Origin of the sequence: Pseudomonas sp. OST1909 (genome assembly GCF_015277575.1) — a bacterium.
GTDB classification, from domain to species: domain Bacteria; phylum Pseudomonadota; class Gammaproteobacteria; order Pseudomonadales; family Pseudomonadaceae; genus Aquipseudomonas; species Aquipseudomonas synxantha_A.
In genome coordinates this window covers 920,228-946,068 of record NZ_CP063780.1, presented here as the reverse complement: position 1 = coordinate 946,068, position 25,841 = coordinate 920,228, and the positions used below count along the sequence as shown (strand labels likewise).

At 62.0% G+C, this 25,841-nt stretch carries 21 protein-coding genes; 8 read left to right on the top strand and 13 right to left on the bottom strand.

The features are described from left to right. Positions 1–3 precede the first annotated feature (3 nt). Genes IH404_RS04060 through IH404_RS04045 form a run of 4 tightly spaced genes read left to right on the top strand, consistent with a single transcriptional unit; the run spans position 4 to position 2,793 of the window. The gene (locus IH404_RS04060; RefSeq protein ID WP_194439988.1) at positions 4–885 is read left to right on the top strand and encodes a type II secretion system F family protein; all 882 of its coding nucleotides are present in this window, start codon (positions 4–6) and stop codon (positions 883–885) included. Position 886: 1 nt separating this feature from the next. Beyond that, positions 887–1,774, top strand: coding sequence for a type II secretion system F family protein (locus tag IH404_RS04055; RefSeq protein WP_194439987.1), 888 nt, complete (start codon positions 887–889; stop codon positions 1,772–1,774). Between the two features lie 10 nt (positions 1,775–1,784). After that, positions 1,785–2,510, top strand: coding sequence for a tetratricopeptide repeat protein (locus IH404_RS04050; RefSeq protein WP_005784438.1), 726 nt, complete (start codon positions 1,785–1,787; stop codon positions 2,508–2,510). A gap of 10 nt (positions 2,511–2,520) precedes the next feature. Then, positions 2,521–2,793 (top strand): DUF3613 domain-containing protein, encoded by a 273-nt coding sequence (locus tag IH404_RS04045; protein WP_005784437.1) that lies wholly within the window; start codon positions 2,521–2,523, stop codon positions 2,791–2,793. 74 nt (positions 2,794–2,867) lie between these two features. Here the strand turns inward: IH404_RS04045 and IH404_RS04040 are convergent, their stop codons facing one another. Together IH404_RS04040 and IH404_RS04035 are read right to left on the bottom strand one after the other, a co-directional pair. Further along, the gene (locus IH404_RS04040; RefSeq protein ID WP_005784435.1) at positions 2,868–3,653 is read right to left on the bottom strand and encodes a response regulator transcription factor; all 786 of its coding nucleotides are present in this window, start codon (positions 3,651–3,653) and stop codon (positions 2,868–2,870) included. Positions 3,654–3,776: 123 nt separating this feature from the next. Next, positions 3,777–4,226 carry a prepilin peptidase gene (locus tag IH404_RS04035; RefSeq protein ID WP_005784433.1) on the bottom strand — a complete coding sequence of 150 codons (450 nt, stop codon included), beginning with the start codon at positions 4,224–4,226 and terminating at the stop codon, positions 3,777–3,779. Between the two features lie 71 nt (positions 4,227–4,297). On the opposite strand from IH404_RS04035, the gene IH404_RS04030 reads away from it, so the two are divergent. Both IH404_RS04030 and IH404_RS04025 read left to right on the top strand, forming a co-directional pair. Beyond that, positions 4,298–4,735 (top strand): TadE/TadG family type IV pilus assembly protein, encoded by a 438-nt coding sequence (locus IH404_RS04030; protein ID WP_005784432.1) that lies wholly within the window; start codon positions 4,298–4,300, stop codon positions 4,733–4,735. After that, positions 4,732–7,485, top strand: coding sequence for a PAS domain-containing sensor histidine kinase (locus IH404_RS04025; protein WP_194439986.1), 2,754 nt, complete (start codon positions 4,732–4,734; stop codon positions 7,483–7,485). Before IH404_RS04030 ends, IH404_RS04025 begins: the two co-directional genes overlap by 4 nt. Here the strand turns inward: IH404_RS04025 and IH404_RS04020 are convergent. The 6 genes from IH404_RS04020 to pbpC all read right to left on the bottom strand — a co-directional run bounded on the left by IH404_RS04020 (position 7,470) and on the right by pbpC (position 14,424). Further along, positions 7,470–9,413, bottom strand: a complete 1,944-nt coding sequence (locus tag IH404_RS04020; RefSeq protein WP_194439985.1) for a pilus assembly protein TadG-related protein — start codon at positions 9,411–9,413, stop codon at positions 7,470–7,472. The two genes, IH404_RS04025 and IH404_RS04020, sit on opposite strands and share 16 nt — an antisense overlap. Positions 9,414–9,652: 239 nt before the next feature. Next, a complete protein-coding gene (locus IH404_RS04015; RefSeq protein WP_032878099.1) occupies positions 9,653–10,210 on the bottom strand; it encodes a DUF4136 domain-containing protein in 558 nt (185 codons plus the stop codon). 44 nt (positions 10,211–10,254) lie between these two features. Beyond that, the gene (locus IH404_RS04010) at positions 10,255–10,857 is read right to left on the bottom strand and encodes a DUF4136 domain-containing protein (RefSeq protein ID WP_194439984.1); all 603 of its coding nucleotides are present in this window, start codon (positions 10,855–10,857) and stop codon (positions 10,255–10,257) included. A gap of 24 nt (positions 10,858–10,881) precedes the next feature. Beyond that, positions 10,882–11,631, bottom strand: a complete 750-nt coding sequence (locus IH404_RS04005; RefSeq protein ID WP_122732331.1) for a methyltransferase domain-containing protein — start codon at positions 11,629–11,631, stop codon at positions 10,882–10,884. Then, entirely contained in the window at positions 11,624–11,932 is a 309-nt protein-coding gene (locus tag IH404_RS04000) for a MazG-like family protein (protein ID WP_003188211.1), read from the bottom strand. Before IH404_RS04000 ends, IH404_RS04005 begins: the two co-directional genes overlap by 8 nt. 161 nt (positions 11,933–12,093) lie before the next feature. Further along, positions 12,094–14,424, bottom strand: a complete 2,331-nt coding sequence (gene pbpC, locus IH404_RS03995) for a peptidoglycan glycosyltransferase PbpC (protein ID WP_194439983.1) — start codon at positions 14,422–14,424, stop codon at positions 12,094–12,096. Positions 14,425–14,515: 91 nt separating this feature from the next. Here pbpC and IH404_RS03990 point away from each other — a divergent pair, with 91 nt between their 5' ends. Continuing rightward, on the top strand, positions 14,516–14,809 hold the full coding sequence (locus IH404_RS03990) for a hypothetical protein (protein ID WP_043049487.1): 294 nt from the start codon (positions 14,516–14,518) through the stop codon (positions 14,807–14,809). A gap of 137 nt (positions 14,810–14,946) precedes the next feature. Here the strand turns inward: IH404_RS03990 and IH404_RS03985 are convergent, their stop codons facing one another. After that, a complete protein-coding gene (locus IH404_RS03985) occupies positions 14,947–19,845 on the bottom strand; it encodes an alpha-2-macroglobulin (RefSeq protein ID WP_194439982.1) in 4,899 nt (1,632 codons plus the stop codon). Between the two features lie 296 nt (positions 19,846–20,141). Here IH404_RS03985 and IH404_RS03980 point away from each other — a divergent pair, with 296 nt between their 5' ends. Further along, positions 20,142–21,485, top strand: a complete 1,344-nt coding sequence (locus IH404_RS03980) for an MATE family efflux transporter (protein ID WP_194439981.1) — start codon at positions 20,142–20,144, stop codon at positions 21,483–21,485. A gap of 111 nt (positions 21,486–21,596) precedes the next feature. Here the strand turns inward: IH404_RS03980 and speA are convergent, their stop codons facing one another. The 4 genes from speA to IH404_RS03960 all read right to left on the bottom strand — a co-directional run bounded on the left by speA (position 21,597) and on the right by IH404_RS03960 (position 25,813). Then, positions 21,597–23,510, bottom strand: coding sequence for an arginine decarboxylase (speA, locus tag IH404_RS03975; protein ID WP_005784410.1), 1,914 nt, complete (start codon positions 23,508–23,510; stop codon positions 21,597–21,599). Between the two features lie 142 nt (positions 23,511–23,652). Further along, positions 23,653–24,024: a translation initiation factor Sui1 gene (locus IH404_RS03970; RefSeq protein ID WP_005784408.1), complete on the bottom strand. Its 372-nt coding sequence runs from the start codon at positions 24,022–24,024 to the stop codon at positions 23,653–23,655. A 182-nt stretch (positions 24,025–24,206) separates the two neighbouring features. After that, entirely contained in the window at positions 24,207–24,743 is a 537-nt protein-coding gene (locus IH404_RS03965; RefSeq protein ID WP_194439980.1) for an NUDIX hydrolase, read from the bottom strand. A gap of 2 nt (positions 24,744–24,745) precedes the next feature. Further along, positions 24,746–25,813 carry a DUF2333 family protein gene (locus IH404_RS03960; protein WP_003188197.1) on the bottom strand — a complete coding sequence of 356 codons (1,068 nt, stop codon included), beginning with the start codon at positions 25,811–25,813 and terminating at the stop codon, positions 24,746–24,748. Positions 25,814–25,841 lie beyond the last annotated feature (28 nt).

Sequence of the window (25,841 nt, the reverse complement as noted above, 5' to 3'; positions counted from 1 at the left end):
ACCATGACAGGACTTATCTTGCTGCTCATCTGCATCCTGCTGATCAGCCTGTCGGTGTGGCTGTTCCAGCGCGGGCTGCGCCAGGCCGGCACCGACCGCGTGCTGGAGCGTCTCGCCGACGGCCAACCTTTGCCCGAGGAACCGAACGGCAGCTGGATTGCGCTGGAGCGCATGTTCCAGCGCGCCGGCCTGGGCAAGCCCACCGATCGCCTGGGGCTGTGGCTGAGCGGCTGGGCGGTAGCCATGTTGCTGGGCTACCTGCTGGCCGACGGGCTGGGCCTGCTTGCCATGCTGATAATGCCGCCGCTGCTGCTGCGTGCGTATATCGCTTGGCGCTACCAAAGACGCGTGCAGCGCATGATCGAACAATTGCCGCAACTGCTGGACCACAGCGTGCGCAGCCTCAAGTCCGGCCGCACCCTGGCCGATGCCGTGCTGGGAGCTATCGACAGCACCGAGGCGCCACTCAAGCAGGCCATGAGCCGCATCCAGCGCAACGTGCAAATGGGCGTAAGCCTGCCGGAGTCTGTCAGCGACTTTGCCGAGTTCTATGAACGCGATGAGTTTCGCCTGTTTGCCCTGGGCTTGAAGGTCAACCACCGCTACGGCGGCAACGCCAGTGAATTGCTGGAGAACCTGATCAAGATGATTCGCGAGCGTGAACAGGGCGCACGCCAACTCAAGGCCATGACCGGTGAAACACGCATGACCGCTTATGTGTTGGCGGGTTTGCCCATCGTCATGGTGGGCTACTTCCTGATGGTCAACCCGGGCTACCTGATGAGCATGTGGAATGACGGCACCGGGCGCTATTTGTTGCTGGCCGCGGTGGCGCTCGACATCACGGGCACCTTCGTGATGTGGCGCATGTTGCGGAGTATTTGAAATGGCGATTCTGATCAGCATCCTGCTGTTGCTCGCCGCCGTCGCCTTGATCGCCGGCAACCTGCTGGAGCAACGGCGGCGCCAGCGCATGGTCAGCCAGCGCCTGCAAGGCCACCTGACCCGCGAAGACAAACTCGGCAGCCTGATGCGCCAACTGGGCGCAAGCCAGGTGGCCCAGCGCTCGGTCAGCCTGGACAACGAAACACAGACCCTGCTCAACCGTGTGGGCTGGCGCAAGGCCAACCAACGCTCGATGTTCGCCGCCTGCCAGGTCGGAGTGCCGATCGTGCTGCTGGGCCTGACCCTACTGGGCCAGCAACTGCTGTTCCCCCATGCCAGCTCGCCGTGGATCGCGCCGGCGGTGGCCCTGGGGATTGGTTACCTGCTGCCCAAGCGCGTCCTGGCCCTCAGCGCCAAATATCGCCAGGAACGCATTGCTCGGGAAATCTCCACGTTCATTCCACTGCTGCGCATCCTGTTCGAATCCGGCATGGCGGTTGAGCAATCACTGCGAGTGTTGAGTACCGAAGCCCAGCGCCTGCTCCCTGACTTGACCCATGAATTGCGCCTGATCCTGGCGCGGGTCGACTCGGGCCTGGAGCTGTCCGAGGAGCTGGGCAAGACCGCACGCCTGCTGGCGGTGGACGAGTTCACCGACACCTGCATCATTCTTCAGCAATTGATTCAGCAGGGTGGCGGCGCGATGAAGTCGCTGCTGGCGCTCAAGCAACTGCTCGATGACCGCCGCCTGACCCGCCTGCAGGAATACATCTCGAAAATGTCGGCGAAGATGTCGGTGGTGATGATGGTGTTCCTGTTTCCAGCCTTGCTGATTGTGCTCGGGGGCCCGGCCATGATCGCCATCTCCCGCGCCCTGAATAACTTCTGAGGAGTCTGTTATGAAGCCACTGATTGTCGCCATAAGCGTGCTGATGCTGGGTGGCTGCGCCAGTAATGGCCAGGCTCCGTGGGCCGGCTTGCTGGCGTCCGGCAGTTGCCCCAAACCCAGCTCGGACCAGGAGCTGTCCTTGAACCTGGCCGACGACATGGCCAACGAAGGCAAGCTGCACGCCAGCCTGGCCAACCTGCAAAACCTGCCCGCTACCCTGCCTCAGGTGCGCCAGCGCCAGGCCCGCGCTTATCGCCTGCTGGGCCGCACCGAGGCCGAGCCGTTGTACCGCAGTTTGCTCGGCACCTGCCTGGCCGCCGATGGCGAGCACGGCCTGGGGCAACTGGCGTCGGCCAAGGGCGACAACGGCCAGGCCATGGCCCATCTGCAACGTGCGGCACGCCTGGCACCCACCGACGAAAAAATCCGCAATGACTTGGGCGTGGTGTACCTCGATCAACTGCGCCTGGAAGACGCACGCTTTGAATTCATGACCGCCATCGAACTCAAGCAGAGCGATCAATTGGCGGCGGTGAACCTGGTGACCTTGTTGATTTACCAGGACAACTGGGAGCAGGCCGCAAAAGTGGTCGGCCAACTCGGGCTGAGCCCCGAGCAAGTGACGCAGGCCCAGGCACGCGCACAACGCATCAAGGGTGCGGCTGCGGCAACGGTACGTCCATCCAAAGACCAGGTAGCGGCCGTCAGCGACACGCTGCCGGCGTCTGTGAAATAGGGAGCCGATGATGAAACTCCATTACCTCGCCAGCCTCGCATTGCTGGCCCTGCCCTACGCAGCATCGGCCATCGAGGCTGGACCGTCTTCGCCGCAGCAGGCGGAAACAGAAAACTGGATGGCCCTGCAACTCAGCGGGCGCGCAGCCTCGGCCAACCCGCAAAAGACCACGCCGGCGGAACGCGAGCAGGCGCTGAAGCGCTGGCTGGACAGCAACAAGCATCCGATCCCGGAGTTCTTTGATCAGAAGGTGGGCGGGTCTGCGCAGAGCGGGAGTAAATAGGGTGACTGTGGGAGGGGGCAAGCCCCCTCCCACATTAATATCTACCGGCTTTTGCTCTGCCGTTGACTGGGCTTTCAGTGCGCCGTCACCCGCTGGCCCATCGCCGAGTTGCTCGGTGACAACGCCAGCGCCAACTGTGTGCGATTGTGCATATGGGTCAGGCGCAGCACCTGGGATACATACAGCTTGACCGTGTTCTCGGTGATCCCCAGTTCACAGGCAATCTGGTAGTTGGTCTGCCCCTTGCCGACCAGGCGCGCCACGTCCAACTGGCGCGGAGACAACTGATTGAAGATCGCCGGGATTTCCACTGGCCCGGCTTCGTCAGCCATCGCCTCGCCGTCGCTGGCCTTGGGCGCCGGGTTGCGCCGCACCCTGTCCAGGTCCATATACAAGTCGTTGATGGAGTCGGACAGGTACTGCAACTTCTGGTTAAGCGTCCCCAGTTGCAGGTCCTTTTGCCGCTCCTCCAATGCCGCTTCCTGGCGCTTGAGGCCTTCGAGCAGTTCATCCAGGTTGATCGGTTTCTGGTAGTAATCAGCGATCCCTGCACGCAGGGCCTTGATCACATCCTGCTTGTCGGCGCGCCCGGTGAGCATGATCGCTTCAAATGCACGATGCTTGCCGGCGACGCGTTGCAACGCCTGAACCAGTTCGATGCCGTCCATGTCCGGCATATGCAGATCGCACAGCACCAGGCCGATCAGAGGGTCTTCGCTGAAACGCTCTATCGCTTGTTTGCTGGACTCGCACGGGACACAACGGTACCCGCTGCTTTCAAGAAACTCACAGAGCTCCTCTACGATTAACGGTTGATCGTCGACTACGAGCACTTTTACTGCTGATGTAAGCTTGTTCACGCGCTACTCCATGCCTGGCAAGCCAAAAGGTGACCTATCCTTTCTGACGAAAAATCCCACAACCACTCATTAAACGTAGACGTACTTTCTGACTATGTACATACGACTAATCAACTCGAACGACTAGTGGATCCAAAGCCAGCAGGCCGCATAACCTGTCAGAACAAAGGGTGCAAAAGGTTGTTTTGTTGACACCTGCGCGTCCCGCTCTACATGGCTTGAGCTAAGGCCTTGATGCATAAGTGCCCAAGCCGCCATGGCGATGCCCGCGCCAATCAGCGACCCCAGCAGATACGTGGTATTGGAGGCCAGGCCCAGGGCTGCCAACAACTTCACATCCCCGGCGCCGAAGCGGCCCAACGCATAACCCGGCAGGGTCAGGGCGAGCGCCAGCACCAGGGCCAGGCCGCCATCGCTGCGGGGAGCACCGAGCCACGTCGAGCCGGTCCACAGCAGGTAGATCAACGCCAGTAATCCGACGCCCAGGGTCAGCGTATTGGCAATTTGCCGCTGACGCATATCCTGTAAAGCGCACAGCCCCAACCACAGCAATATCACTACATTCTGGATCACGTAAAAAACATCCCTTTTTGCCGAATGATTCTATGCTGATATCAGGTACTCGCCTCAGGGTAGACGCAGTCATGAAATCAGGCCTCCCGAGAAAGCAAAAAGGTGCGGCGGCGATCGAGTTTGCCTTGGTCTTCGTAATCTTCTTTGCGGTGTTCTACGGCATGCTCAGCTACAGCTTGCCGCTGTTGCTGATGCAGTCGTTCCACCAGGCGGCGGCAGAAGGCGTGCGCCGCAGTGTGTCACTGGACCCAGGCACCGCAGGCTATTCGGCTTTGGTTGTGCAGCGCGCCAAAGATGCAGCCCAGGCGCAGTTGAACTGGATCCCCGGCTCCTTGAAGTTTCTGCCCGGTTACATCACCGCCACCTACACCAATAACTTGCTGACGGTGAAAATCACTTATCCATCAGCCAACATCAAAGCGGTGCTGCCGGCCCTGGTACTGCCTGGCGTTGGCACCGTTCCGAACCTGCCCACCAACCTGACCGCTACCTCGAGCCTTCAGTTTTGACGACGGGGGATAAATTGTTCGCACGCCTGCGCGGGCGCAGCAGCGCCTTGGCCCTGGATGCCCCGGCAACGCCTGCGCCGGGCCTGCAGTTGCAACTGGACAACCTGGGCCAGGTGCTAAGCATTGCCGGTAGCCTGCGGCCTCTGCTCGACCAACACCTGGCCAACACGCCCAACCCGCCGCTGCGCACATTGCTGTGCGCGAGCAGCACGCTGAGCGTCGAAGGTGCACCGCCGCAATGGCAACGACAGGGTCTGGACCTGGACTTTCAGGGCGCCGCCGGCCTGGTTCTGCACACCCGCGGCTGGCTCGAGCCGGAGGGCGACGGCTGGGCCCTGCGCCTGCTGGATATCACCGACCTGCTGGCCGACCGGGCACGGATGCAACAGCGCGAACAGAACCATCAACTCGCTGGCCTGATGAGCGAACAACTGCGCGTGTGCAGCTTCAACCGCCTGTCACAGGTGTTCAACGAGCACCTGCGCAGCGTGGCCCAGCGCTGGCGCATACCTTGCGTGGCGATGGCGCTGCTCGACGAAGACGATCAGGGTTGGCGCATCTACAGCCAATACGCCGCCCATGATGCCCCGGCCCTGTGGCAAACCGGGCAGCATCTTGGCACCAGCCTCGACAGCCTGAACGGCAACATGCCTCTGAACCTGGACATTGCCCTGGGCCGCAGCGAAAACCCGCGCCTGCACAGCATCTTCGGCAACGTCGGCGGTTTGCTGGTGCCCTACCGCGACAGCCACGGCGTGGCGGCCTGGTTGTTGTGTGGCTGCTACGACGGCCAGGTGGATCACACCCGCGAACGTGACTGGCTCACCCTGTGCGCCGCCCTCGCCGCGCCACTGTTGAGCCGCCTGCGTGAACAGCGCCACCACCAACAACTGGAACGGGTGGAAGCCTTGCAAGGCCTGCTCGGCACCGGCTGGTGGGAACTGTTGCCCGCCACCCAAGAGATCCAACTGGCGCCACAATTGCTGCGCAACCTGAGCCAGGAGGACGGCCCCACCCGCCAGGCCCTCGACACCTGGCTCGGATTGATCCACCCCGCCGACCGCCAAGCCCTCAATAGCCGCCTGAAAGATCTGCAAGCCCTGGGCAAGCCGTTGCTGACCAGCGTACGCCTGCAACGCACACAGGCCGAGCAGGCACCGCTCTGGTATCGCATACAGGGGCAAGTGCTGGGCGTGGGCAGTGAGCGGCGCTGGATCGGCTTCATGCTCGACATCAGCGACATCAAGAACCAGCAACTGCAAGCCGCCTCCGCCCATGCGCGCCTGGACAACCTGATTGCCAGCTCACCGGCGGTGATCTATGTACAGCGCTACGTCAACGGCGCGCTGCACCCGGCGTTTTTCAGCGCCAGCCTGTTACCGCTGCTGGGCTGGACCTTGGCCGAGTGCAACCACGACACCCTGGCAACGCTGATCCACCCCGACGACCGCGAACTCTACTTTGAACGCACCCGCCAACTGCTGCGCGAAGGCACCGTGCGCAGCCGCTACCGGTTGCGCGATAAACAAGGCCATTACCACTGGCTGCTCGACGAAGCCAAGCTGTTGCGCGACGACCTCGGCCTGCCGGTGGAAGCCGTGGGCCTGTGGCTGGACGTGACCGAAGCGACCCTGGCGGCTGAGCAAGTGCGCCAGAGTGAGGAGCGCTACCGCATCCTGGTGGAAGACTCACCGGCAATGATCTGCCGCTACCGCCCCGACCTGATCCTGACCTTCGGCAATACGCCGCTGGCCAACTACCTGGAATGCCAGCCCGCCCAATTGCCGGGCATCGACCTGGGCCAATGGCTGTCGGATGAACAACGCGCGTCCTTTGTGCAACGCATCGCGCGATTGACCCCCGAATTCCCGGTCAGCACCGCCGAGATCAGCCTGCAACTGCCTGGACGCGAACATGCCTGGTGGGTGTGGTCCGACCGTGGCGTATTTGATCAGCAAGGCACCCTGGTGGAAGTGCAAGCCGTGGGCCGCGACAACACTGAAGTGCGCCGCTCACAACAACAACTGACCCAAAGCGCCAAAATGGCCACCCTCGGCGAAATGGCCACCGGCCTGGCCCATGAGATCAACCAGCCGCTGAACGTAATGCATATGGCCGTCGTCAACGTGCTCAAGCGCCTGGGCAATGGCGATGTGCAAATCGACTACCTCACCGAAAAACTCCAGCGCATCGACGCCCAGGTGCAACGCGCAGCCCGGGTGGTCGACCACATGCGCGTGTTCGGCCGTCGCTCGGAAATCGAGCAGCAACCGTTCGACCCGGCGCAAGCGCTGGAAGGCACCCTGGCGTTGCTCAGCGAAGGCTTGCGTGGCAAAGGTGTGGAAGTGCGCATCACACCTGCGGACTTTGCGGTGCAGGTCAAAGGCTACGTCGATCAGTTGGAACAGGTGCTGATCAACCTGATGGTCAACGCCCGCGACGCGCTGCTCAGCCAGCACGAAAAGAATCCCGCCCTGCGCCCCTGGATTGCCCTGCACAGCGAGCATGACCGCCACCATGTACGCATCTGGGTCGAAGACAACGCCGGCGGCATCGACCCGCGCTTGCTGGAACGGATTTTCGAGCCGTTCTTTACCACCAAGCCAATCGGCGTAGGCACCGGACTGGGGCTGTCAGTAAGCTATGGGATTGTGGAAAACATGGGCGGACGCCTGAGCGTCAGCAATGGCGAGGCCGGTGCGAAATTTTGCGTTGAGTTACCCATCGTGCAGGATCAGATCACCAGGTAAGCCCGCCCCATATGACAGCTCAGGTTGGCGCCAACTTCGGCGTTGCCCAGGTTGATGCCCAAGGCACTGAGCAAGGTGTTGACGATAGGATCAAGGATCGGCGACAGCACGTTCTGGATCAGCCCCACCACCGCCGTGGTGATTGTCGCCAACAGGCCGGCCACTCCCGCCAGCGCACCACTGGACACACTGCCGCTGGGCGGCACATAAGTCACCTGCAAACCACTCAAGGTCGCTGTCAGACTCCCCACGATATTGGCGGTGCCGGGCGCGTTCTTGTAGGTCGGTGGCGCATTCATCTCAGCCACCGGTGCAAACAGGATATTACTGGTCTGCGCACCAATCGTAGAGTTGGCCTTCAACAGCAAGCCGCCCCCCACATTAGGTGTACGGGTAGGGCTGCACAGCAACGTCAGAACGACACAGTAGCGCTGGCCAAAATCGATCAGCCTGACCGGTTGCACGTTAACCTCAGCGGATGAAGAAAACGCAGCCACCGGATCGACCGTCCCAACCGCCAGGGTGGCAAGGGACGTAGTGGTCTTCACCGTCAACGACTTGGAGGCCGGCGAAGCACAGTTAAAATCAATGACGTTGCTTTGCGCGCTGCCGGCCTCTATGTAAATCGATAGCGTTTGCGTGACATCCACATCGGCCACATTGCACGCCACCAGACACAGCACACCGCCCACCACCGCCGGCAAGTTGAGGTTCAACAAGCCCTTGACAACCTGGGACACCGGCGTGCCCAGCCCGTTCAAGATTGAAGTCACGCCAGACACGACCTTGATGATCGGTGCTTGCACCGTCACCAATGTGCGCACTTGTGCAGTACGCACAAAAATCTGATCGGTCGGCGGGTTATTCAACAGGCCCTTCTTCGCCAAGGCGGGATTGCCGATGGCCGACAACTGCGGCGGTTCGATGACCTTGGTCTGGATCGACACATTGCCCACCAGCGGAATAGCGATTTGCGCCGCCGCACTTACGGCATTCTTGCTGCTGGACAACTGCGCCACCGCTTCGAGCAACTGAAACAGTTGCACATTGGTATTGAGCGCCGCCGTCGGCGTGCCGGTGGCAATGTCGATCAGGTCCCCCACGGTCAACAGCTTGGTGTTTGGTGCAATCGCCTCAATCGAAATCACATCATTGATGACTGCCGTGACCGCCGCTCCGTTTTGCTGCAAGACCTTGACCGCCGCGTCGATCAACTGGGTAGCGGAGACGGCTGTATTGAGTAATGCATCGTAGTCGCCAGCCTTCACGTTCAAGCTGATCGCCAACTGGTCCAGATAACTGAGCAGGTTGACGTCGGTCTGCAGCAAGCCGTTCCAACCCGCCGCCGTGAGCGAAAGGTTGCCGCCGAGCAGGTTGCCGATGACCAGGTTGAGCAGCGGGGATTTGCTCGAATCGACACTGGCCAGGCTGCTGCGGATCGACAACTGCGCTACAGGAGGCGGCGTCGCCGCGACAGCGGTGGCGCTCAGGTTGATTTGCGCGGTGATCGGCGCGCCACTAAAGAGGTTCCACAGGCCATTGGCGATGCTGCTCATCACCGTGCGCGAAGCCACCACGCGGATCGCGTCGCTCTTGGTGGCATCGGCGGTAAACACCCGGGTGTTCAGGGCGTTGGTGGCCAGGGTGCCGCACGTCACGGCCAGGGTGCGGCCATTGCCCACGACAAAACCATTGCGCGCAGCGTTTTGCGTGGCATAGGCGTTGGCCGTGGTGTTGGTGCCGCACTGGCCGCCCAGCCCGGCCGCTTCCAGCGCCGAAGTATCGGCGACGGACTGCAGCTTGCGCTTTTCCAGATACAGACGCCCGCTGTCGACCGCCAGCAACGTAAACACCAGGGCCAAGGCCAAGGTGCCTGCCGCCATCAAGCCAATTGCCCCACGCTGCCTGGAACCGAATCGGGGAGACATCGAAGCACTCCTGCGCTAACTCACCGGGGTTGCACTGGAGTGTAGACAAGGGACAGGCAGGTTGCTGGCAACTCGCCATATTGGCGACTGGCGGAGATGTTCTTGCCATTGGAAAATTTGTGGGAGGGGCGCTGCGACGATTCGACTTGCTCCCGATGGCGGAGTGTCAGTCAACAGATGTGAGACTGACCGACCGCCATCGGGAGCAAGCCCCCTCCCACAGGGTTGCGCAGTGTTGATTAGTGCGGTGGGTAGTTGGAAAGGATTTTGGTCACCGTACTGCGGATGGCCTTGCTGCGATCTTCCGGGTTTGGCGTGCTGGCCATCATTTGCTCGTCGCTGCCGCGCCACACCAGTTTGCCGTCCTTGCCGTCGAGCAGGTCGATCTGGATGGTCGCCACTTTATAGGTGATGTTGCGCGTTTCGTTGTACATCGGCGCGCCCCAGTAGCCATTCCATGGGCCGCCCCAGGCGCCGCCGTAGTTGGTGGTGACTTGTTGCTGGCGGTCTTCGACGATCAGGTACGCCTGTACATTCAGGTCGGCCTTGGTACCTGCCGCTGCCGGGCGCAGGCCGCGTTGGTCGAGTTGCTCGCCCACGGCCTGGCGGATGCGCTGCTCGGTGAGGTCACTTTTGATCCGCGGGTCATCGGGGCGGTACTGCAATGCCGGGTCTTTCCAGGCCCAATTGCGGTAGGCGCCAAAGTCGCGGCTGGCGTCGAAATCGTGGTTGACCTGGTTGCTCTGGCAACCGCCCAGCAACACAACAACAGCAAGTGCAGCGATGCGACCCAACATGATGCTCTCCAGAAAACGACATGAACCTGAAATGAGAATAGCTGCTAACTGGGCGGATAGGCAGCCATTGCCTTCTGCATCGCCTTGCGCAAGCTGTCGGCGCGCTCACTCAGGCTGCCCTGGCTGGAGGTTTCTGCGCTGGTGCTCCACACCGGTTGGCGGGTGCGGGCGTCGAACAGGCTGATGCGCGCCACCGCCACCGTCACTTCATAGGTGCGTACCACAGGCACGCTGTTGTACATGCCATAGCCGTTGCCATAGCGGTTGTAGCCACCGTAGCCATACCCGTAATCGTCCTGGACCTGGCGCAAGCGTTTCTCCAAACGCACATCGGCACTCACCAGCAGGTCGGGCACACGGTTGTCATGCAAGGGGCGCAGGCCGCGCTGGTCGAGGGCGCCGCTGACCGCCTCGGCAATCTGTGCCGAATCGGCCCAGGCCGTACCCGCCGGCAGTTGGCCGTTGAGCCAGCCCCAACTGCGATAGGCGCCGTAGTCGCGTACTGGTGCCGGGTAGGCGCTGGCATCAAAAGTGGTGGCCGCCTGGGCCGGGGCCGGCGGCATCGGTGCCGAACTGGCGACATAAGGATTAGGGCTGGAACAGGCTCCCAGCCCCAGGGATAACAGGATCAAACCGAGACGACGCATTTGGACCTCCGCAGGCTGGGCCGCTTAAACCGGACGGCAGACCCAGTGCAAATATCGCCCAAGTCCGGCAAAGCTTGGGTGACGACGGTGAGCGAGCTCCATCTCCAACAAGTCCTGCAAATCGGCGCGAGCCTGGAATTCTACCGGCATATAGTCGTGGAACACCCGCACGCCACTTTGGCTTTCGACCTGCCACAACCCTTCGAGTTGCGCCGCCAATTCCCGAGGGTCGAGCGGTTGCTGCGGCGTGAGGCTCTGCTTTTCACCGGCCATGTCGTTCTTGCGCATTTTGCGGAAGTGGCCTTTGAGCAGGTTGCGGTAAATCAACGCATCGCGGTTGTAGAACGCCAGGGACAACCAGCCGCCGGGCAGCGTCAACTGATGCAGCACCGGCAGGATGGCATGGGGTTCGGCCAACCACTCCAACACCGCGTGGCACAGCACCAGATCGTAAGGCTCGGTGAGTTGGCCGAGCAAGTCTTGCCATGGCGCATGAATAAACGTCGCACTTTGGCCGGCGTCGGCAAAACGTTGGCGCGCACCGTCGAGCATCGGCTCAGCAGGTTCGGCCAGGGTCACCTGGTGACCGCGCTCGGCCAGCCACAGCGACATATGCCCCAGGCCCGCGCCGATGTCCAGCACGCGCAACGGACGATCAGGCAACGCTTCAAGCAAGTCAGCCTGAAGCACCGCCAGGCGAATCGCGCCCTTGGCGCCACCGTAGATTTTCTCGGCAAAACGCGTGGCCAACTGGTCGAAATGACGATCACTCATGGGCAAACCGCCGCTCGCTGTCGGCCAACTTGGCACGCACCACTTCATTCATATCCAGGCCCAGCTCACTGCACAGCAACAGCAGGTACAGCACGATGTCACCGACTTCCTGGCCCGCATGGGCGAGTTTATCGGCGGGAAGCTGACGGGATTGGTCTTCAGTCAGCCATTGGAAGATTTCCACCAGTTCGGCCATTTCCACACTGGCGGCCATGGCCAGGTTTTTCGGGCTGTGGAACTGCTTCCAGTCGTTGGTATCGCGGATGCGGTGCAGGCGTTCGGTGAGGTGTTCGAGGTTCATTGGGGGGCTCCTGAATGGGTATAGCTTCAGGGGGATGGGGATTGAAGGCAAGTGAATAGCGGTGGTGTTCTCAAGGGCGCTATCGGGAGCAAGCCCCCTCCCACACTTTGATTTGTGAACACATTTCAAAATGTGGGAGGGGGCTTGCTCCCGATGAGGCCCTAATCAACCACGCTAAACTCGAGCCTGGCGGTTTGACCGGCCTCATCCAACACGCTGAGCTGATATCGCCCCAACCGCTCAAAACTGGCATTGATGCTGTCCTGATTGGCGCTGTCCCCCAACGGTGCGCCGTTGAGAAACCACCAGCGCCGACCGCTGCCGCCCAACGCGGAGATTTTCAGGCGCAAGGCTTGTTGGCTGGCCGCGGGCAGGCGCAACTGGTCGCCCTCGCGCACGCCCACAATGGACAATGGCGAAGCCGCAGCCAGCGCCGGTGGCGGGCAATCCGGGTCAGGCGCAGGAATGCGCGCTTCACGGCGTTCAACCCTTGGCAACCAGGGCTCCAGCGGCGCTGGCCACAGGGCAATATGCCTCGGCACCGCGCCAGGGCAATGGGCATCAACCCGCAAGCCCTTGGCATTAACCCAGATGCTCTCCATCAGCCCCACGCTCAAGGGTTGATCCAATGCCTGCAAGGTCGGCGGCGTGGTGTTGTCCAGGGTCCAGGCGAAACGCTGGCGACGGCAGTTGGGGTCGCTGCGGTTCATGGGCTGGCCCAGCGGCCAACAGATTGCCGCCACGCCGATATTCGCCGGCACCGGTTTGACCAGGGCACTGATGCCGCGCTGGCTGTCGCGGTTGGTCAGCACGTCATGCACCTGCAGCATCAACGGCGCCGCCGACGCCAGGCCGAACTGGCCCGGCACGGGTGTGCCATCGGGCCTGCCAATCCAGACGCCGATCAAATAACGCGGGCCCACGCCAATCGCCCAGGCATCGCGAAAGCCATAGCTGGTGCCGGTTTTCCACGCCAGCACCGGGCGTTGCACCAACTCGGCACGCGGGTCGCGGTCGGGCCGTGCCTGGCCGCTGAGGATACGCCGCACAATCCACGCAGCCCCCGGCGACAGCAAAGGTCGCTCCCTGAGCGCATCCTCCGGCTGTAGTCGCAACGTCGCACTTTTGCCGTCACGGGCCAAGGCGCTATAGCCGCTCACCAGGTCTTCCAGGCGACTGCCCGCGCCGCCGAGGATCAGCGCCAGGTTCGGCTCGGCCAGCGCCGGCAATGCCAGCGGCATGCCGCCGATGCGCATCTGTGCGGCAAAGCGCTTGGGCCCGTACGCTTCCAGCAATTGCACCGCCGGCAGGTTCAACGAGCTGGACAGGGCCGTGCTCGCCGGCACCGCCCCGGTAAAGCCCATGGAAAAATTGCCCGGCCGGTAATCGCCATAACGCCTAGGCACGTCCTGCAACAGCGATTCGGAGTGAATCAGGCCATCGTCCAGGGCCATGCCATACAGGAAGGGTTTCAACGTGGAGCCGGGCGAACGCAGCGCGCTGATCATGTCCACATGGCCAAAGCGCTTGGTGTCGTTGATATCCACCGAGCCCAGGTAGGCACGCACCGCCATGCTTTCTTCCTCCACCACCAGGATCGCTGCCGAGGTGTGTTCCGGCAGCCGTGCGCGCCAGCCCAGCAGCAGGTCTTCGAGACGTCGTTGCAAGGTGGCATCCAGGGTGGTGCGGATCAGCGGCGGACTGTCCGGGCGATTGAGGCGGCGCGCCAACAACGGCGCCAGGCTCGGCTCCAGGCGCGGAGCGAGCAGCAGCGGTTCTTCCAGGGCTTCATCGACCGCCGATTGCGGCCATACCTTGAACTCGGCGAGGCGGCGCAGCACCTTGTCGCGAGCCTCCTGGGCGCGCTGCGGATGACGATCCGGGCGCAAACGGCTGGGCGCCTGGGGCAATACCGCGAGCAAGGCGGCTTCGGCGTGAGTCAGTTGTGCAGGCGACTTGCCCAGGTACGCCCAACTCGCCGCCGCCACACCCTGCAACGTACCGCCGAACGGCGCTCTGTTCAGGTACAGGTTGAGGATTTCGTCCTTGGAGAGGTGCCACTCCAACTGCGCAGTGCGCCACAGCTGACGCAACTTGCCGTGCAGGGTGCGCGAATGCGGGTCGAGCAAACGCGCTACTTGCATCGATAAGGTGCTGCCGCCGGAGACCACCCGCGCACCTGTAAGGTTTTGCCACGTCGCCCGCACCAGCGCCAACGGGTTGACCCCGGGATGCTGGTAGAACCAGCGGTCTTCGTAAGTGAGCAATGCATCGAGATAATACGGCGACACTTCGCTGGTATGCACCGGATAGCGCCACACCCCATTGGCATCGGCAAAACGCCACAGTGGTGTGCCATCTTCGGCCAGCACCACCCGAGCCAGGTCGTCCTGGGGCAAGGGCAATGGCCAGATCCGATCAGCCAGCCACAGCAAGGCAATCACCAACAGCAGGCTCGCCAGGGTCCAGCGGGCAACAAAACGCAAATTCAAGCGGGCAAACCTCTATGCTTGTAGGGAACTAGCCTGTGGCAATAACGACCAAAGGCACAGTCACGCCCACCTTCTTATTCAGGACACGCACATGCAGGTAGAAAGCTTTTTCGAATGGTTGGGCCAGGCGCTCGGCTCCGTCATCCGGTTCATCGTCGACGGTCTCAGCGGACTGTTCGGAGCCTTGACCCACGCCGGCGGCAACTTTATCGATGGCCTGTCGCGCACCTTGGGCATGGACACCTCGATCATCAGCATCATCACCCTGATCGTTGGCCTGCTCTTGCTGTACTCGGCGGTACGCGCCTTTATGCGCGCCTCGATCATCATGGGCATCATCTGGCTGCTGCTGGGCCTGTGGTTGCTCAGTTGGGTTGTGCACTGATTTAACTGACAGCCCCAATCCCTTGTGGGAGGGGGCTTGCTCCCGATAGCTGAGTGTCAGCCAATGACATTTTGACTGACCCACCGCCATCGGGAGCAAGCCCCCTCCCACAGTAGTCCCCATTTCAACTTGAGCAATCAGCGGCCCTTGATCACCATATCCCCCGGCGTCTCGCCCACCGCCTGCCAGTTCGGCCGATACATCGACTCCACTTGCGGCGGCGGCACGCGATAGGTGCCAGGCGTCACCGCACGTGCCAGGTACAGCAAGTGCGTGGTGCCGTAGCCGTCCAGGTTCATCGCCGCCACATAGCGATCATCCCTGAACTCCTGATGCTTGAGCGATGCGTTCTGCATCGACTCGCGCCACTCCTTCACCTGGCTGCTGGCGTTCTCAAGGCTCGCCGCGCTTTGTGCCAGGTTCTGGTTTTCCAGTTCCAGGCCAGCGGGCAGCAGGTCTACCACCAGGGCATCCGGCACGCGCTGCTTGGCACTGACGGCCAGGTGCACCAGCACCAGGTCGCCGCTGTCGAGGCTGCGCAGGTTCAATGGCTGGCCGTTCATGCCCAGGTATTCGCGGCGAATGCTCAGGTTCTCGCCGCCCGCTGCCGGTGGCAGTTGTGGGTAACCTGAAATAGTCAGCTGCTGGTAAACGGGAGTCTGGCCCTGATTGCTCAGGCTCAGGTCGCTGGATAGCAGCTTGTCATCCAGTTGCAGCGTGGACTGCTGGTTGTTCAGCTCCCGCGCCCCGCCACTGCCGGTCAGCGACACCTGCCAGTCAGCCTCGGGCTGGGCGAAACCGAGCCGACCGGCCAGGAACAGCGAGTTGCGCTCCTGGGTCGACAGATACGGGCTGGCCGCCAACTGGTCCGACAAAGTAAACAGGCGCTCTTCACGTTTGCCCTTGGCCAAATCGTTTTCCTCCAGCAGCGCCAGGATCATCGCCTGATCGCGCAATGGGCTACCGTAGTCGGCCAGCCATTCCTTGGCACTGCGCTGCGCCGCCAAACCGGCGAGCAAGGCTTGATCGGCACGCGGCTGGTCGCCCATTTTTTGCAAGGCGATGGCCAACTGCACCAATGGCAATCCGGAGCGCGCATCACTGCGGCGTTCGAACAGGCTGCGCAAGGCACCCAACGGCGCCTGCTGACTGCGCGCCAGCACCATGCCGGCGTAGGCCTGTACGGCAAAACGCGTGTGCTCGGCGTTGTCGCTGTAGTCGACTTCAATCAGGTTGCGTTCCTGCACATACCGCAGCAGCCGCTCGCTGGCCTTCTTCAAGGCTTCAGGCGGTACGGCAAACCCCTGGTCGCGGGCGCGCAGGAGGAAGTCGGTGACATAGGCGGTCAGCCAATATTCTTCCTCGCCGTCAGCGCCCCACAAGCCAAAGCTGCCGTTGTAGCGCTGCATCCCCAGCAGGCGTTCGATGCCCAACTCGATCTTGCGTTTGCGCTCGGCATCCGGTTCGCCCTTGATGCTCAGGCGCTTGAGCAGCGCATCGTCGGCATACAGCGACGGGTACAAGCCACTGGCGGTTTGTTCCAGGCAGCCATAGGGGTAGGCCTTGAGCGCACTGATCTGTGCACCAAGGTTCAACGGCGGCCGGCTCGACAGGCTCAACAGCGCCTCACGCCCCGAGGCATCGAACTGATCGAGCGTGCCCGCCGGCAAGCTCCACGGCTGATCCTTGAGCACAGCGCGGTAATGCTTGAGCAAGGCCGGGTACGCCGGGCGCACGCCCAGGGTCCACTCGCGGCTGAACGGCGGCAGGTTTTCCCCCGGCAGGTCCAGGCCATTGACGGTGACCTTGACCTTGCCCTGGCCGAGACCGCCCCAGGCTTTTACCGGAATACGCAGGGTGGTGCGCTGGCCTTGCTTGAGCTCAACCGATTGCGCGCCGCTGTTGACCAGTTCCAACTGCCCTTGCGCGGTCAATTGCACATCGAGTTTCTGCGCCTTGCCCGACAGGTTGGAGAGGTCCAGGGCCAAGGTGGTCTGGTCGCCTCCCGCGAGGAAGCGCGGCGCCGAGAGTTCGGCAATCAGCGGTGCGGCGATGACCGTCTTGCCCTCGGCCATGCCATAGCGATCATCGCTCCAGGCCTGGGCCATCAGGCGCAGTTCGCCGTTGAAATCGGGGATATTGACGCTGACTTCGCCCTCGCCTTTGTCGTTCAGGGTCACCGGCGCGCTTTGCAGGGCAACGATGGTCACACTGGTGTCCGGGCGCTTGCCGCCTTTGGCCAACGCCGCGTCACCGCCAAATGCCAGGCTGGCGAGGCGCCCCTGGCCGGCTTCGATCAACTGGCCGTAGATGTCGAACTGGTCGACGCCATAGGCTTTGCGGCCGAACAGGCTGGAATACGGATCGGGCGTGGGGTATTCGGTAATATTGAGGATGCCCACGTCCACCGCCGCCAGCAGCACATGCACCTGTTTGGGCACGCTACCATCGGCGTTTTTGGCAGCGATCTTCACCGTCAGCGGTTGTTTGGGGCGCATTTTTTCCGGTGCAGTGAGGGTCAGGCCGAGTTTGCGCTGGGTACGATCCAGCGGCAGGTGCAACAGGCCCACGGCACGTTTTGGGGTGATATTGGCTTTGCGCTCGCCGGGGCGAATCACCAGGGCGCTCACATACAGATCATGGCGCGACCATTTCGGGTCGAGCTTCACCGCAAAGCTTTTGCCTTCGGCCGGTACGTCGATCTCCTGCCACCACAGCGGGCCTTCGGCGGACTCCACCAGCAAGTAGCCTTTACCGGCAGCCGGTGGCGTGACGGTGACATTGGCGGTGTCGCCATCGCCATAGGCGGGTTTATCCAACGCCAGCTTGACCTGGTCGGGGCGCACGGCGCCGCCTTCGGTGTTGTCCTGGGCCTGGTAGCCGGCCCAGAAGCGCACGCTGCTGACCAGTCCGGTCTGCGGGTCTTCCACCTCGACACGGTACGGGCCCCACTCCACCTGGAAGCTGACCTTGGCGGTGTCGCCGGCCTTGATGTTCAGGGTCTGCTCATCGAGGTTGAGGAATTTCTCGTTGAAGTGATAGCTCCAGCCATCGTTCTCCGAGTAGTTCCAGTAGTAGTCACGGCGCTCACGCACCAGGCGCACCTTGAGGTTTTGCGCAGCTAGTTTCTGACCGTCTTGGTTGGCCACCAGCACTTCGAATTCCACTGGGCCATCGCCATTGGTTTCCTTGCCATCAAACAACCCGCGCAGGCCCGGCAATTGCTCGGCCGGCCAGATCGGCTGCACCAGGCGTCGGGTGATGGGCCGCCCGCCGGACTCTTGCAGGCTGGCTTGCACAATCAGTTGCAACGGGGATTTGGCCTCGGCCCATTTGCTTTCCAGGGTCAGCGCTTGCTCGCCATTGGCGTCGAGTACGCTTTCGTCCAGTTCGAAATCCTGGCTCAGCTCTTCTTCAGTGATGGAACCGAACTGGTACCCCGGCAGAGATTTGACCGCCTCACGCAGCGGGCGCACATAGACCTGGCCGCTGACCCGATTGCCGGATGCCGGTGCGCCGTACAGATAGCGCCCGTTGACCTGAATGACCGGATTTTCCGTTGGGCTCAGTGCGGTTTCACTGCCCTTGAGTTCCAGTGCCAGGCGTTCGGGCAGGAAGTCTTCGACGAGGAATTCATACAGTTGCGGCTTGCCGTCCCCCAGGTCAAATACCAACTGCCAGCGCCCGGTCGGTGCTTCGCCGGCCAGTTGCAGCGCGTATTGATACAGGCCGGAGGCATCAGCATCCCACACAAACTTGCGGCTCACCTGTTCATCCGGACGACGCACCTCGACGCTCACCGGCTGCGGTTTGACCGCGTTGCCATCCTTGTCGCGCAACAGCGCATTGAGCAGCACGGTTTCGCCAGGGCGATACAGGTCACGCGGGCCGAACACAAAGAACTGCAGCGGGTGGGACGGCTGCCCGCCGATATCGAACTCGGCCAAATCCAGCGCGGCGCTGTCCAGGCGCAACAGGCTGGTCTGCTCGCCTTGTTTGGCCAGCAACACCTGGGCTTTTTTCGGCAGTGGCAGCTCGGCGTGACCACCGTCTTCAGTCTTGCCCTGGCCGAGTACGCGGCCTTCGGCATCGAGGATTTCCAGTTCCACGCCGTTCAGTGCCTTGCCGCCTTCCAACGCCTGGGTAAACACATCCAGGCGATTGGCATAGCGGTGCACCGACAGGCCGATGTCACTCAAGGTAAACAGCGTGGCCGGTTGCGAATAGTTGTAGGTGCCCGAGGCACGCATAACCGCCAGGTACACGCCCGGCTGCTGCAATTGCTTGAGGCCGGCAATCGGCAGCAGCAGGGTTTCGCGAGTGTTGCGTGCCGGGTTCAGGTCGAAACGCCCACCGTAGACCAGCTCGGCCATCGGCAGCAGTTCGCGGGACTCATAGCTTTGCAGGCTGGTATTGCGCCCCCACTGCGCCAGGAACGAGGGCAGGGATTCGGGCTTGATGCGGAAGAACTCAACATCGATCTTGTCGACGTTCAGCGCGATCACCGGCAAACCCTCGGCCAGGCGCGTCGGCAGCAACGTGCCACGGCTGGCGAAGCCGACGGTGGCTTGCAGATCACGGGTTTCCAGGCGGGCGGTGTATTCGGCGGCGAGTGTGTTGTCGTTGACTGCCTTCACCCCGGCGTCCACGGTCAGCACCAACTTGCGCTGCGGCTCCAGGTGGCGCAGGCGCAACTCCATCAGGTTATCGGACAGCTCCCAGGCACCATCGACCTTGCCGGACTTGCTGTCCACCAAGTGCAGCTTGTCGGCGAACTTCTGATCCGGATCCAGAGGAATGGAGAAACTCACCGACAAGGTGCTGGCCCCGTCCAACTGCACCTCGGACACGTCCACCACGCTTAACTCGCGCCCGGCATAGCGCTGCTTCAACGCCGCCACGTCCACTGCCGCCTTGGCGGGTTTGGGCGCTACGCTTGCCGCGGCGGGCGCCGTCGGTGCAGCGGGCTTATCGGAAGAATCACAGGCGCTCAGCAGGGCCAGCGCGCAAGCGAGGAACAGTCCTTTGTTAAGCATGGGGCACTCGTAGTCAGAGGGAACCGAGGGGTGAACTATATATCAGCGCCGCGCTGGCTGCTGCGGTGCCGGTCACATTGACCGACGGAGGGAAGTTTGGTTCTGGGCAGCCTCAAGTCCCAGCCAAATCCAACAACCAACGACGAACCCTGTGGGAGCTGGCTTGCCTGCGATATCGGTCCTGCAGCCAATATCTCACTGGCTGACTCACCGCTATCGCAGGCAAGCCAGCTCCCACACTGGTTCTGTTGCGTGGCTGATGGATGGGTACAATACCGCTCCACCAAGGAACCTGTATGCCCACCTTACTCACCGACTGGCGCCACCGCCCCACCCATCGCCGCGTCTGGGCCCTGGCCGCGCCGATGATCCTGTCGAATATCTCCGTGCCGCTGGTAGCCCTGGTCGACAGCATGGTCATCGGCCACCTGCCCCACGCCCATCAACTGGGCGCCGTAGCCGTCGGCGCCAGCCTGTATACCTTCCTGGCCTGGGCCATGGGTTTCCTGCGCATGGGCTCCACCGGGTTCGCCGCCCAGGCCGCCGGGCGCAAGGATGGCGCGGCGCTGCGGCAAATCCTGTTGCAAGGCTTGCTGCTGGCGCTGGGGTTGGCGATGTTACTGGGCACGGTCGGTATTCCCCTGAGCCATCTGGCGTTGGAATGGATGCAGCCCTCCCCTGAACTGAACCAACTGACCCGCGAATTCTTCCACACCCGCCTGTTCGGCCTGCCCGCCGCCCTTGCCAGCTATGCGCTGGTCGGTTGGTTCCTCGGCACACAGAATGCGCGGGCGCCGCTGGCGATTCTGCTGACCACCAACCTGGTCAACATTGCGCTTAACCTGTGGTTTGTACTCGGCCTGGACTGGGGCGTGGTCGGCTCCGCCCGCGCCTCGGTGATCGCTGAATGGACCGGCGCGCTGCTCGGCCTGGCACTTACGCAAAAAGCCCTGCGCGCCTACCCTGGCCATATCGCCTGGGCTGCACTGAAACTGTGGCAAAGCTGGAGGCCGTTGCTGGCGGTCAACCGCGACATTTTTATCCGCAGCCTGGCCCTGCAGTCGGTGTTCTTCATGATCACGGTGCAAGGTGCACGGCTGGGGGACGCCACCGTTGCAGCCAATGCGCTGCTGCTCAATGGCCTGTTGCTGACGGCACATGCCCTGGATGGCCTGGCTCACGCTGTCGAAGCCTTGTGCGGCCACGCCATCGGTGCGCGTGACCGCCAGGCGTTGCGGCGCTCATTGGTGGTGGCCTGTGGCTGGTCACTGATCGCCAGCCTCGGCTTCGCCCTGCTGTTCACCTTCGGCGGCCATCTGTTTATCGCTATGCAAACGGATATTCCCAGTGTGCGCGAAACCGCCGACATCTACCTGCCTTACCTGGCGGTACTGCCGTTGATTGCGGTGTGGAGTTATTTGCTCGATGGACTGTTTATCGGCGCAACGCGGGCGCGGGAGATGCGCAATGGGATGTTGCTGACGGTGCTGTTGGTGCTGCCGATTGCCTGGGCGTTGCAGGGGTTGGGTAACCACGGGTTGTGGGTAACCTTCCTGCTGTTCATGGCCGTGCGCAGCCTGACACTCTGGGCGATAGCCTGGCGCTTGAGTCGGCAAGGGCTGTGGCTGGGAGCAAACTGAAGGAATGCAGATCCAAATGTGGGAGGGGGCTTGCTCCCGATAGCTGAGTGTCAGTCAACAGATTCATTGACTGATCCACCGCTATCGGGAGCAAGCCCCCTCCCACATAGATTACGAGGACAGGTACGAAGAACGGGTCAAGCCCAGGCGCAACGCATCCAGGAACTGGGTGCGCTCAGACGCGGAGATCTTCGCACTCGCACACTTGTCGCGGTAATGCGTCATCAACTCCTCCGGCGACAAGTGCACATAGCGCAGCATGTCTTCGATGGTGTCGTGGGTCTCGATCCCGGCGCTGTACACCGAACCGTCTTCACGCTGGTAGATGTTCACTGAGTCGGTGTCACCGAACAGGTTGTGCATGTCGCCCAGGATTTCCTGATACGCGCCGACCAGGAAGATACCCAGCAGGTAGTCTTCACCTTCGTTCAAGCCGTGCACCGGCAGGCTGGTCTCGATGCTCTGCTCGTCGACGTACTGCTTGATCTTGCCGTCGGAGTCGCAGGTCAGGTCTTGCAGCACGGCGCGGCGCAGCGGCTCTTCGTCGAGACGGTGCAGCGGCAGGATCGGCAGGACCTGGCCGATGGCCCAGGTGTCCGGCAGGCTCTGGAACACCGAGAAGTTGCAGATGTACTTATCAGCCAGCTTGTCGTTGAGTTCGTCCAGCACCTGGCGATGCGAACGCTGGCGGGCTTTCAACGAGTTGTGCAGGCGGCGGCAGACGGCGAAGTAGCACTGTTCGGCCAGGGCTTTTTCCGCCAGGGTCAGTTTGCCGTCGGCGTACTGGGTGGCCACGTCGCTCATGTAGTGGGTGGCGCGCCAGTAGGTTTCGGTGACCATTTCGATGTCGGTCGGACCGAGCAGGTCCACCAGCCATTGCACGGTTTCCGGCAGGCTTTCCTTGTTTTCGATGGTCGGGATTTCGTCGTTGTGCTTCTCGACGTCAGTGACTTGCACCACCAGCATGGCGTGGTGGGCGGTCAGGGAGCGACCGCTTTCAGAGAAGATGTTCGGGTGCGGCAGGCTCTGCGCATCGCAGAATTCCTTGAGCATGCCCACGACCACGCCGGCGTAGTCGTCCATGTCGTAGTTAATCGAGCTGGCGTTACGCGAGTGGGTACCATCGTAGTCCACGCCCAGGCCGCCGCCGACGTCGATGTGGTCCACCGGCAGGCCGAGGTTGCGCAGTTCGCCGTAGTAACGAATAGCTTCCTTGAACCCGTGCTGGTAGTCGGCCAGGTTGGCGATCTGCGAACCCATGTGGAAGTGCAGCAGGCGGATGCCCTGGTCCAGGCCGGCCGCGCGGAAACGCTCGACCACCGACAGCAACTGCGCCGCCGACAAGCCGAACTTGGATTTCTCGCCACCGGTGTCCGCCCACTTGCTCGATGCCAGGGAAGACAGGCGCACACGCAGACCCACCTGAGGCTTGACCTTGAGGCTGGCGGCCTCTTCGATCACCAGCCCGACCTCGGATTCTTTCTCGATCACGATAAATACGTTGTGACCAAGCTTCTGACCCATCAACGCCAGGCGGATGAACTCGCGGTCCTTGTAACCGTTGCAGACGATCGTGCCACCCTTCGGCGCCAGGGCCAACACGGCCAGCAGCTCGGGCTTGGAGCCTGCTTCCAGGCCGATGGAGACGTTCTGGGTGGCGATGATGTTCTCGATCACCGCTTCCTGCTGGTTCACCTTGATCGGGTACAACGCGGTGTACTTGCTCTGGTACTCCAGGCGTTCGATATTCGAATCGAAGGCGCCGGTGAGTTGGCGTACACGGTCTTGCAGAATGTCGGGGAAACGCACCAGCAGCGGCAACGACAGGCCGCTTTTACGCAGTTGATCGACCTGCTCGTACAAATCGACCGGCGTGCTGTTCGGACCGTTGGGGCGGACTTCTACGCGACCGGCTTCATTGATCGCGAAATAACCGGCCCCCCAATGGCGGATCCCGTAAACACTGCGGCTGTCCGCAACTGTCCATTGGCTGCCATCGTCTTTGCGTGTGCGTCGTACGGACATCGAAGTCCCCTATAAATGAAGGCGAAGGCGCCACCTCAAGCGGAGGCTGGCGCAGTCTAAAGAATGAAAATGACGATTTGCCTGCAAGAAGGTCAGACCCCACTCGCAGGACAGAGTTTAGCCACAGGTTGGGAAGAGGCTTTCAGCCGCCGGACTTCTTGGCCTTGTAACCGAGCTTGATCAACTCGGCCAACAGCAGTTCGACGTGATCACCCTGAATCTCGATGACCCCGTCTTTCAACGCACCACCGGTGCCGCAGCGCTTTTTCAGCGTGGTGGCCAGCTCCTTGAGGGCATCTTCGGCCAGAGGCACACCGGTGATGGTGGTCACCGTTTTGCCGCCACGGCCTTTGCTCTCGCGGCGTACGCGGGCAATGCCATCGCCTTCGGGGATCAGGGTCTGTTTGCAGGTACACGAATCCACGGGCTGACGACAGTCCGGGCAGTGTCGACCTGCATCGGTGGAAAATACCAGGCCACCAAGGGCGGCGAAGGATGCGGCTTTTTTGGCCACCGGCAATCCTCTTGGGAGGATGAAGACTGATCGGCGCCGCAAAGGGCGGTGACCGACCGCGAAGCCCCACTCAGGCAGGGGCAGCGCTACCGAACCGCTAATGTGGTTCGGGTGAAAAGGCGCGCAGTGTAACGGCAAAAAGCGAAGTTGCTAAGAGCCAAATGGCGCCAATTTATGCAACTTTAGCGACGTAAGGCGAGATAGCGCCGCAGACCTTCTTGAGCATCCGGGCAATAGGGCTTTTGCTCGGCCTCGGCAAGCACCGTTTCGATGGGCAGAAAGCGTGCCTCCATGACCTCTTCAGGCTGCAAACACAACGGGCCGTCCCATACGGCAGAGTAGGAAGTGCACCACAGGCGGCTGTCACCATCTTCAAAGTAAAAATGATCGTGCTCGACCAACTCCACTCCACTTACGCCCAGCTCTTCGGCCAATTCCCGCTGTGCCGACAGGGCATAGCTTTCCCCCGCCGCCACCATGCCGCCAGCCGCCGTATCCCAAAACCCCGGATACAGGGCCTTGCTCAAGGTGCGCCGATGCACGCACAGCTCGCCCTTGGAATTGAACAGAAAGATAAAGGTGCAACGGCCAATCAGGCCGCGCTGGCGTAGGTCGGACCTGACCAGGTGGCCGAGCAGGTTGTCCTGCTCGTCGACCCAGCAGATCAGTTCAGCATCGGAGGCCGCACGGTGTTCGGCCTCCTTTTGAGTAGCGTCCATCATCAACCCTGGTTGAGGAGCTGACGCAAATCGATCACTGCAGCGTTTGCCCGGGAAATATAGTTGGCCATCACCAGCGAATGGTTCGCCAGTACCCCGAAGCCACTGCCGTTAAGAATCATGGGACTCCACACCGGTTCCTGCGAGGCCTCCAGCTCACGAATGATCTGGCGCACGCTGACGGTGGCGTTTTTCTTGGCCAGCACGTCGGCAAAGTCGACTTCGATGGCGCGCAGCAGATGGGACAAGGCCCATGCCTGGCCACGGGCTTCGTAGAACACGTTATCGATCTGCATCCATGGGGTTTCCACCACCTCTTCATCGACTTGCGGCACTTCGCCCGGCGCCAGCGCCTCGGTTTTGAGCGCGGTGTTCAGCTTGACGCGGCCGACGCTGGCCGACAGGCGCTGGGACAGCGAGCCCAGACGGGTCGCTACATCGCCCAGCCAGTTGTTCAGGTTGTCGGCACGCGCGTAAAACAGTGCGCCGCGCTGGTTCGGGTCAGACAGACGCGCTTCGTAGCGGCTCAGGGAGTTGATGCCTTCCTGGTATTCCGACTCGCTCGAAGGCAGCACCCAGCTCTTGTTATCGAAGTTGAACCGCGGCTCGGCCTTGGCCAAGTCCGCGTCTTCAGCCGACTGCGACTGGGAGCGAGCGAAGTCTTTGCGCAGTGCGCGGGTCAGGTCACGCACCTGCACCAGCACGCCATATTCCCAGCTCGGCATGTTGTCCATCCACAAGCCCGGCGGGAAACGGTCGTTGGAGATGTAGCCGCCAGGCTTGTTCAGCAAGGTGCCGACCACGGTCTTGAGGGTTTCGACCGTGGTGTAGCCCACGACCATCTGCTTGCCTTCCTTCTCGGCGGCAAGCTGGGCGTTCTGCTGGACCGGAAACAGCGCCGGCTCCTGGCTCCAGTACCAACCCAGGCCACCGGTGACCAGCAGGTACAGGCCGATAATGCTGAGCAAAGCCCGGCTCATCAGCAAGTTGCGAAAATAGCTGCGGTTGGCCGACTTGGGCTCAGGGGCGGGGCCTTTGGCACTGCCTTCACGGTTTTTCCAGTCCAGCATGGCGATATCCTTTCAATCACTTGAGTTC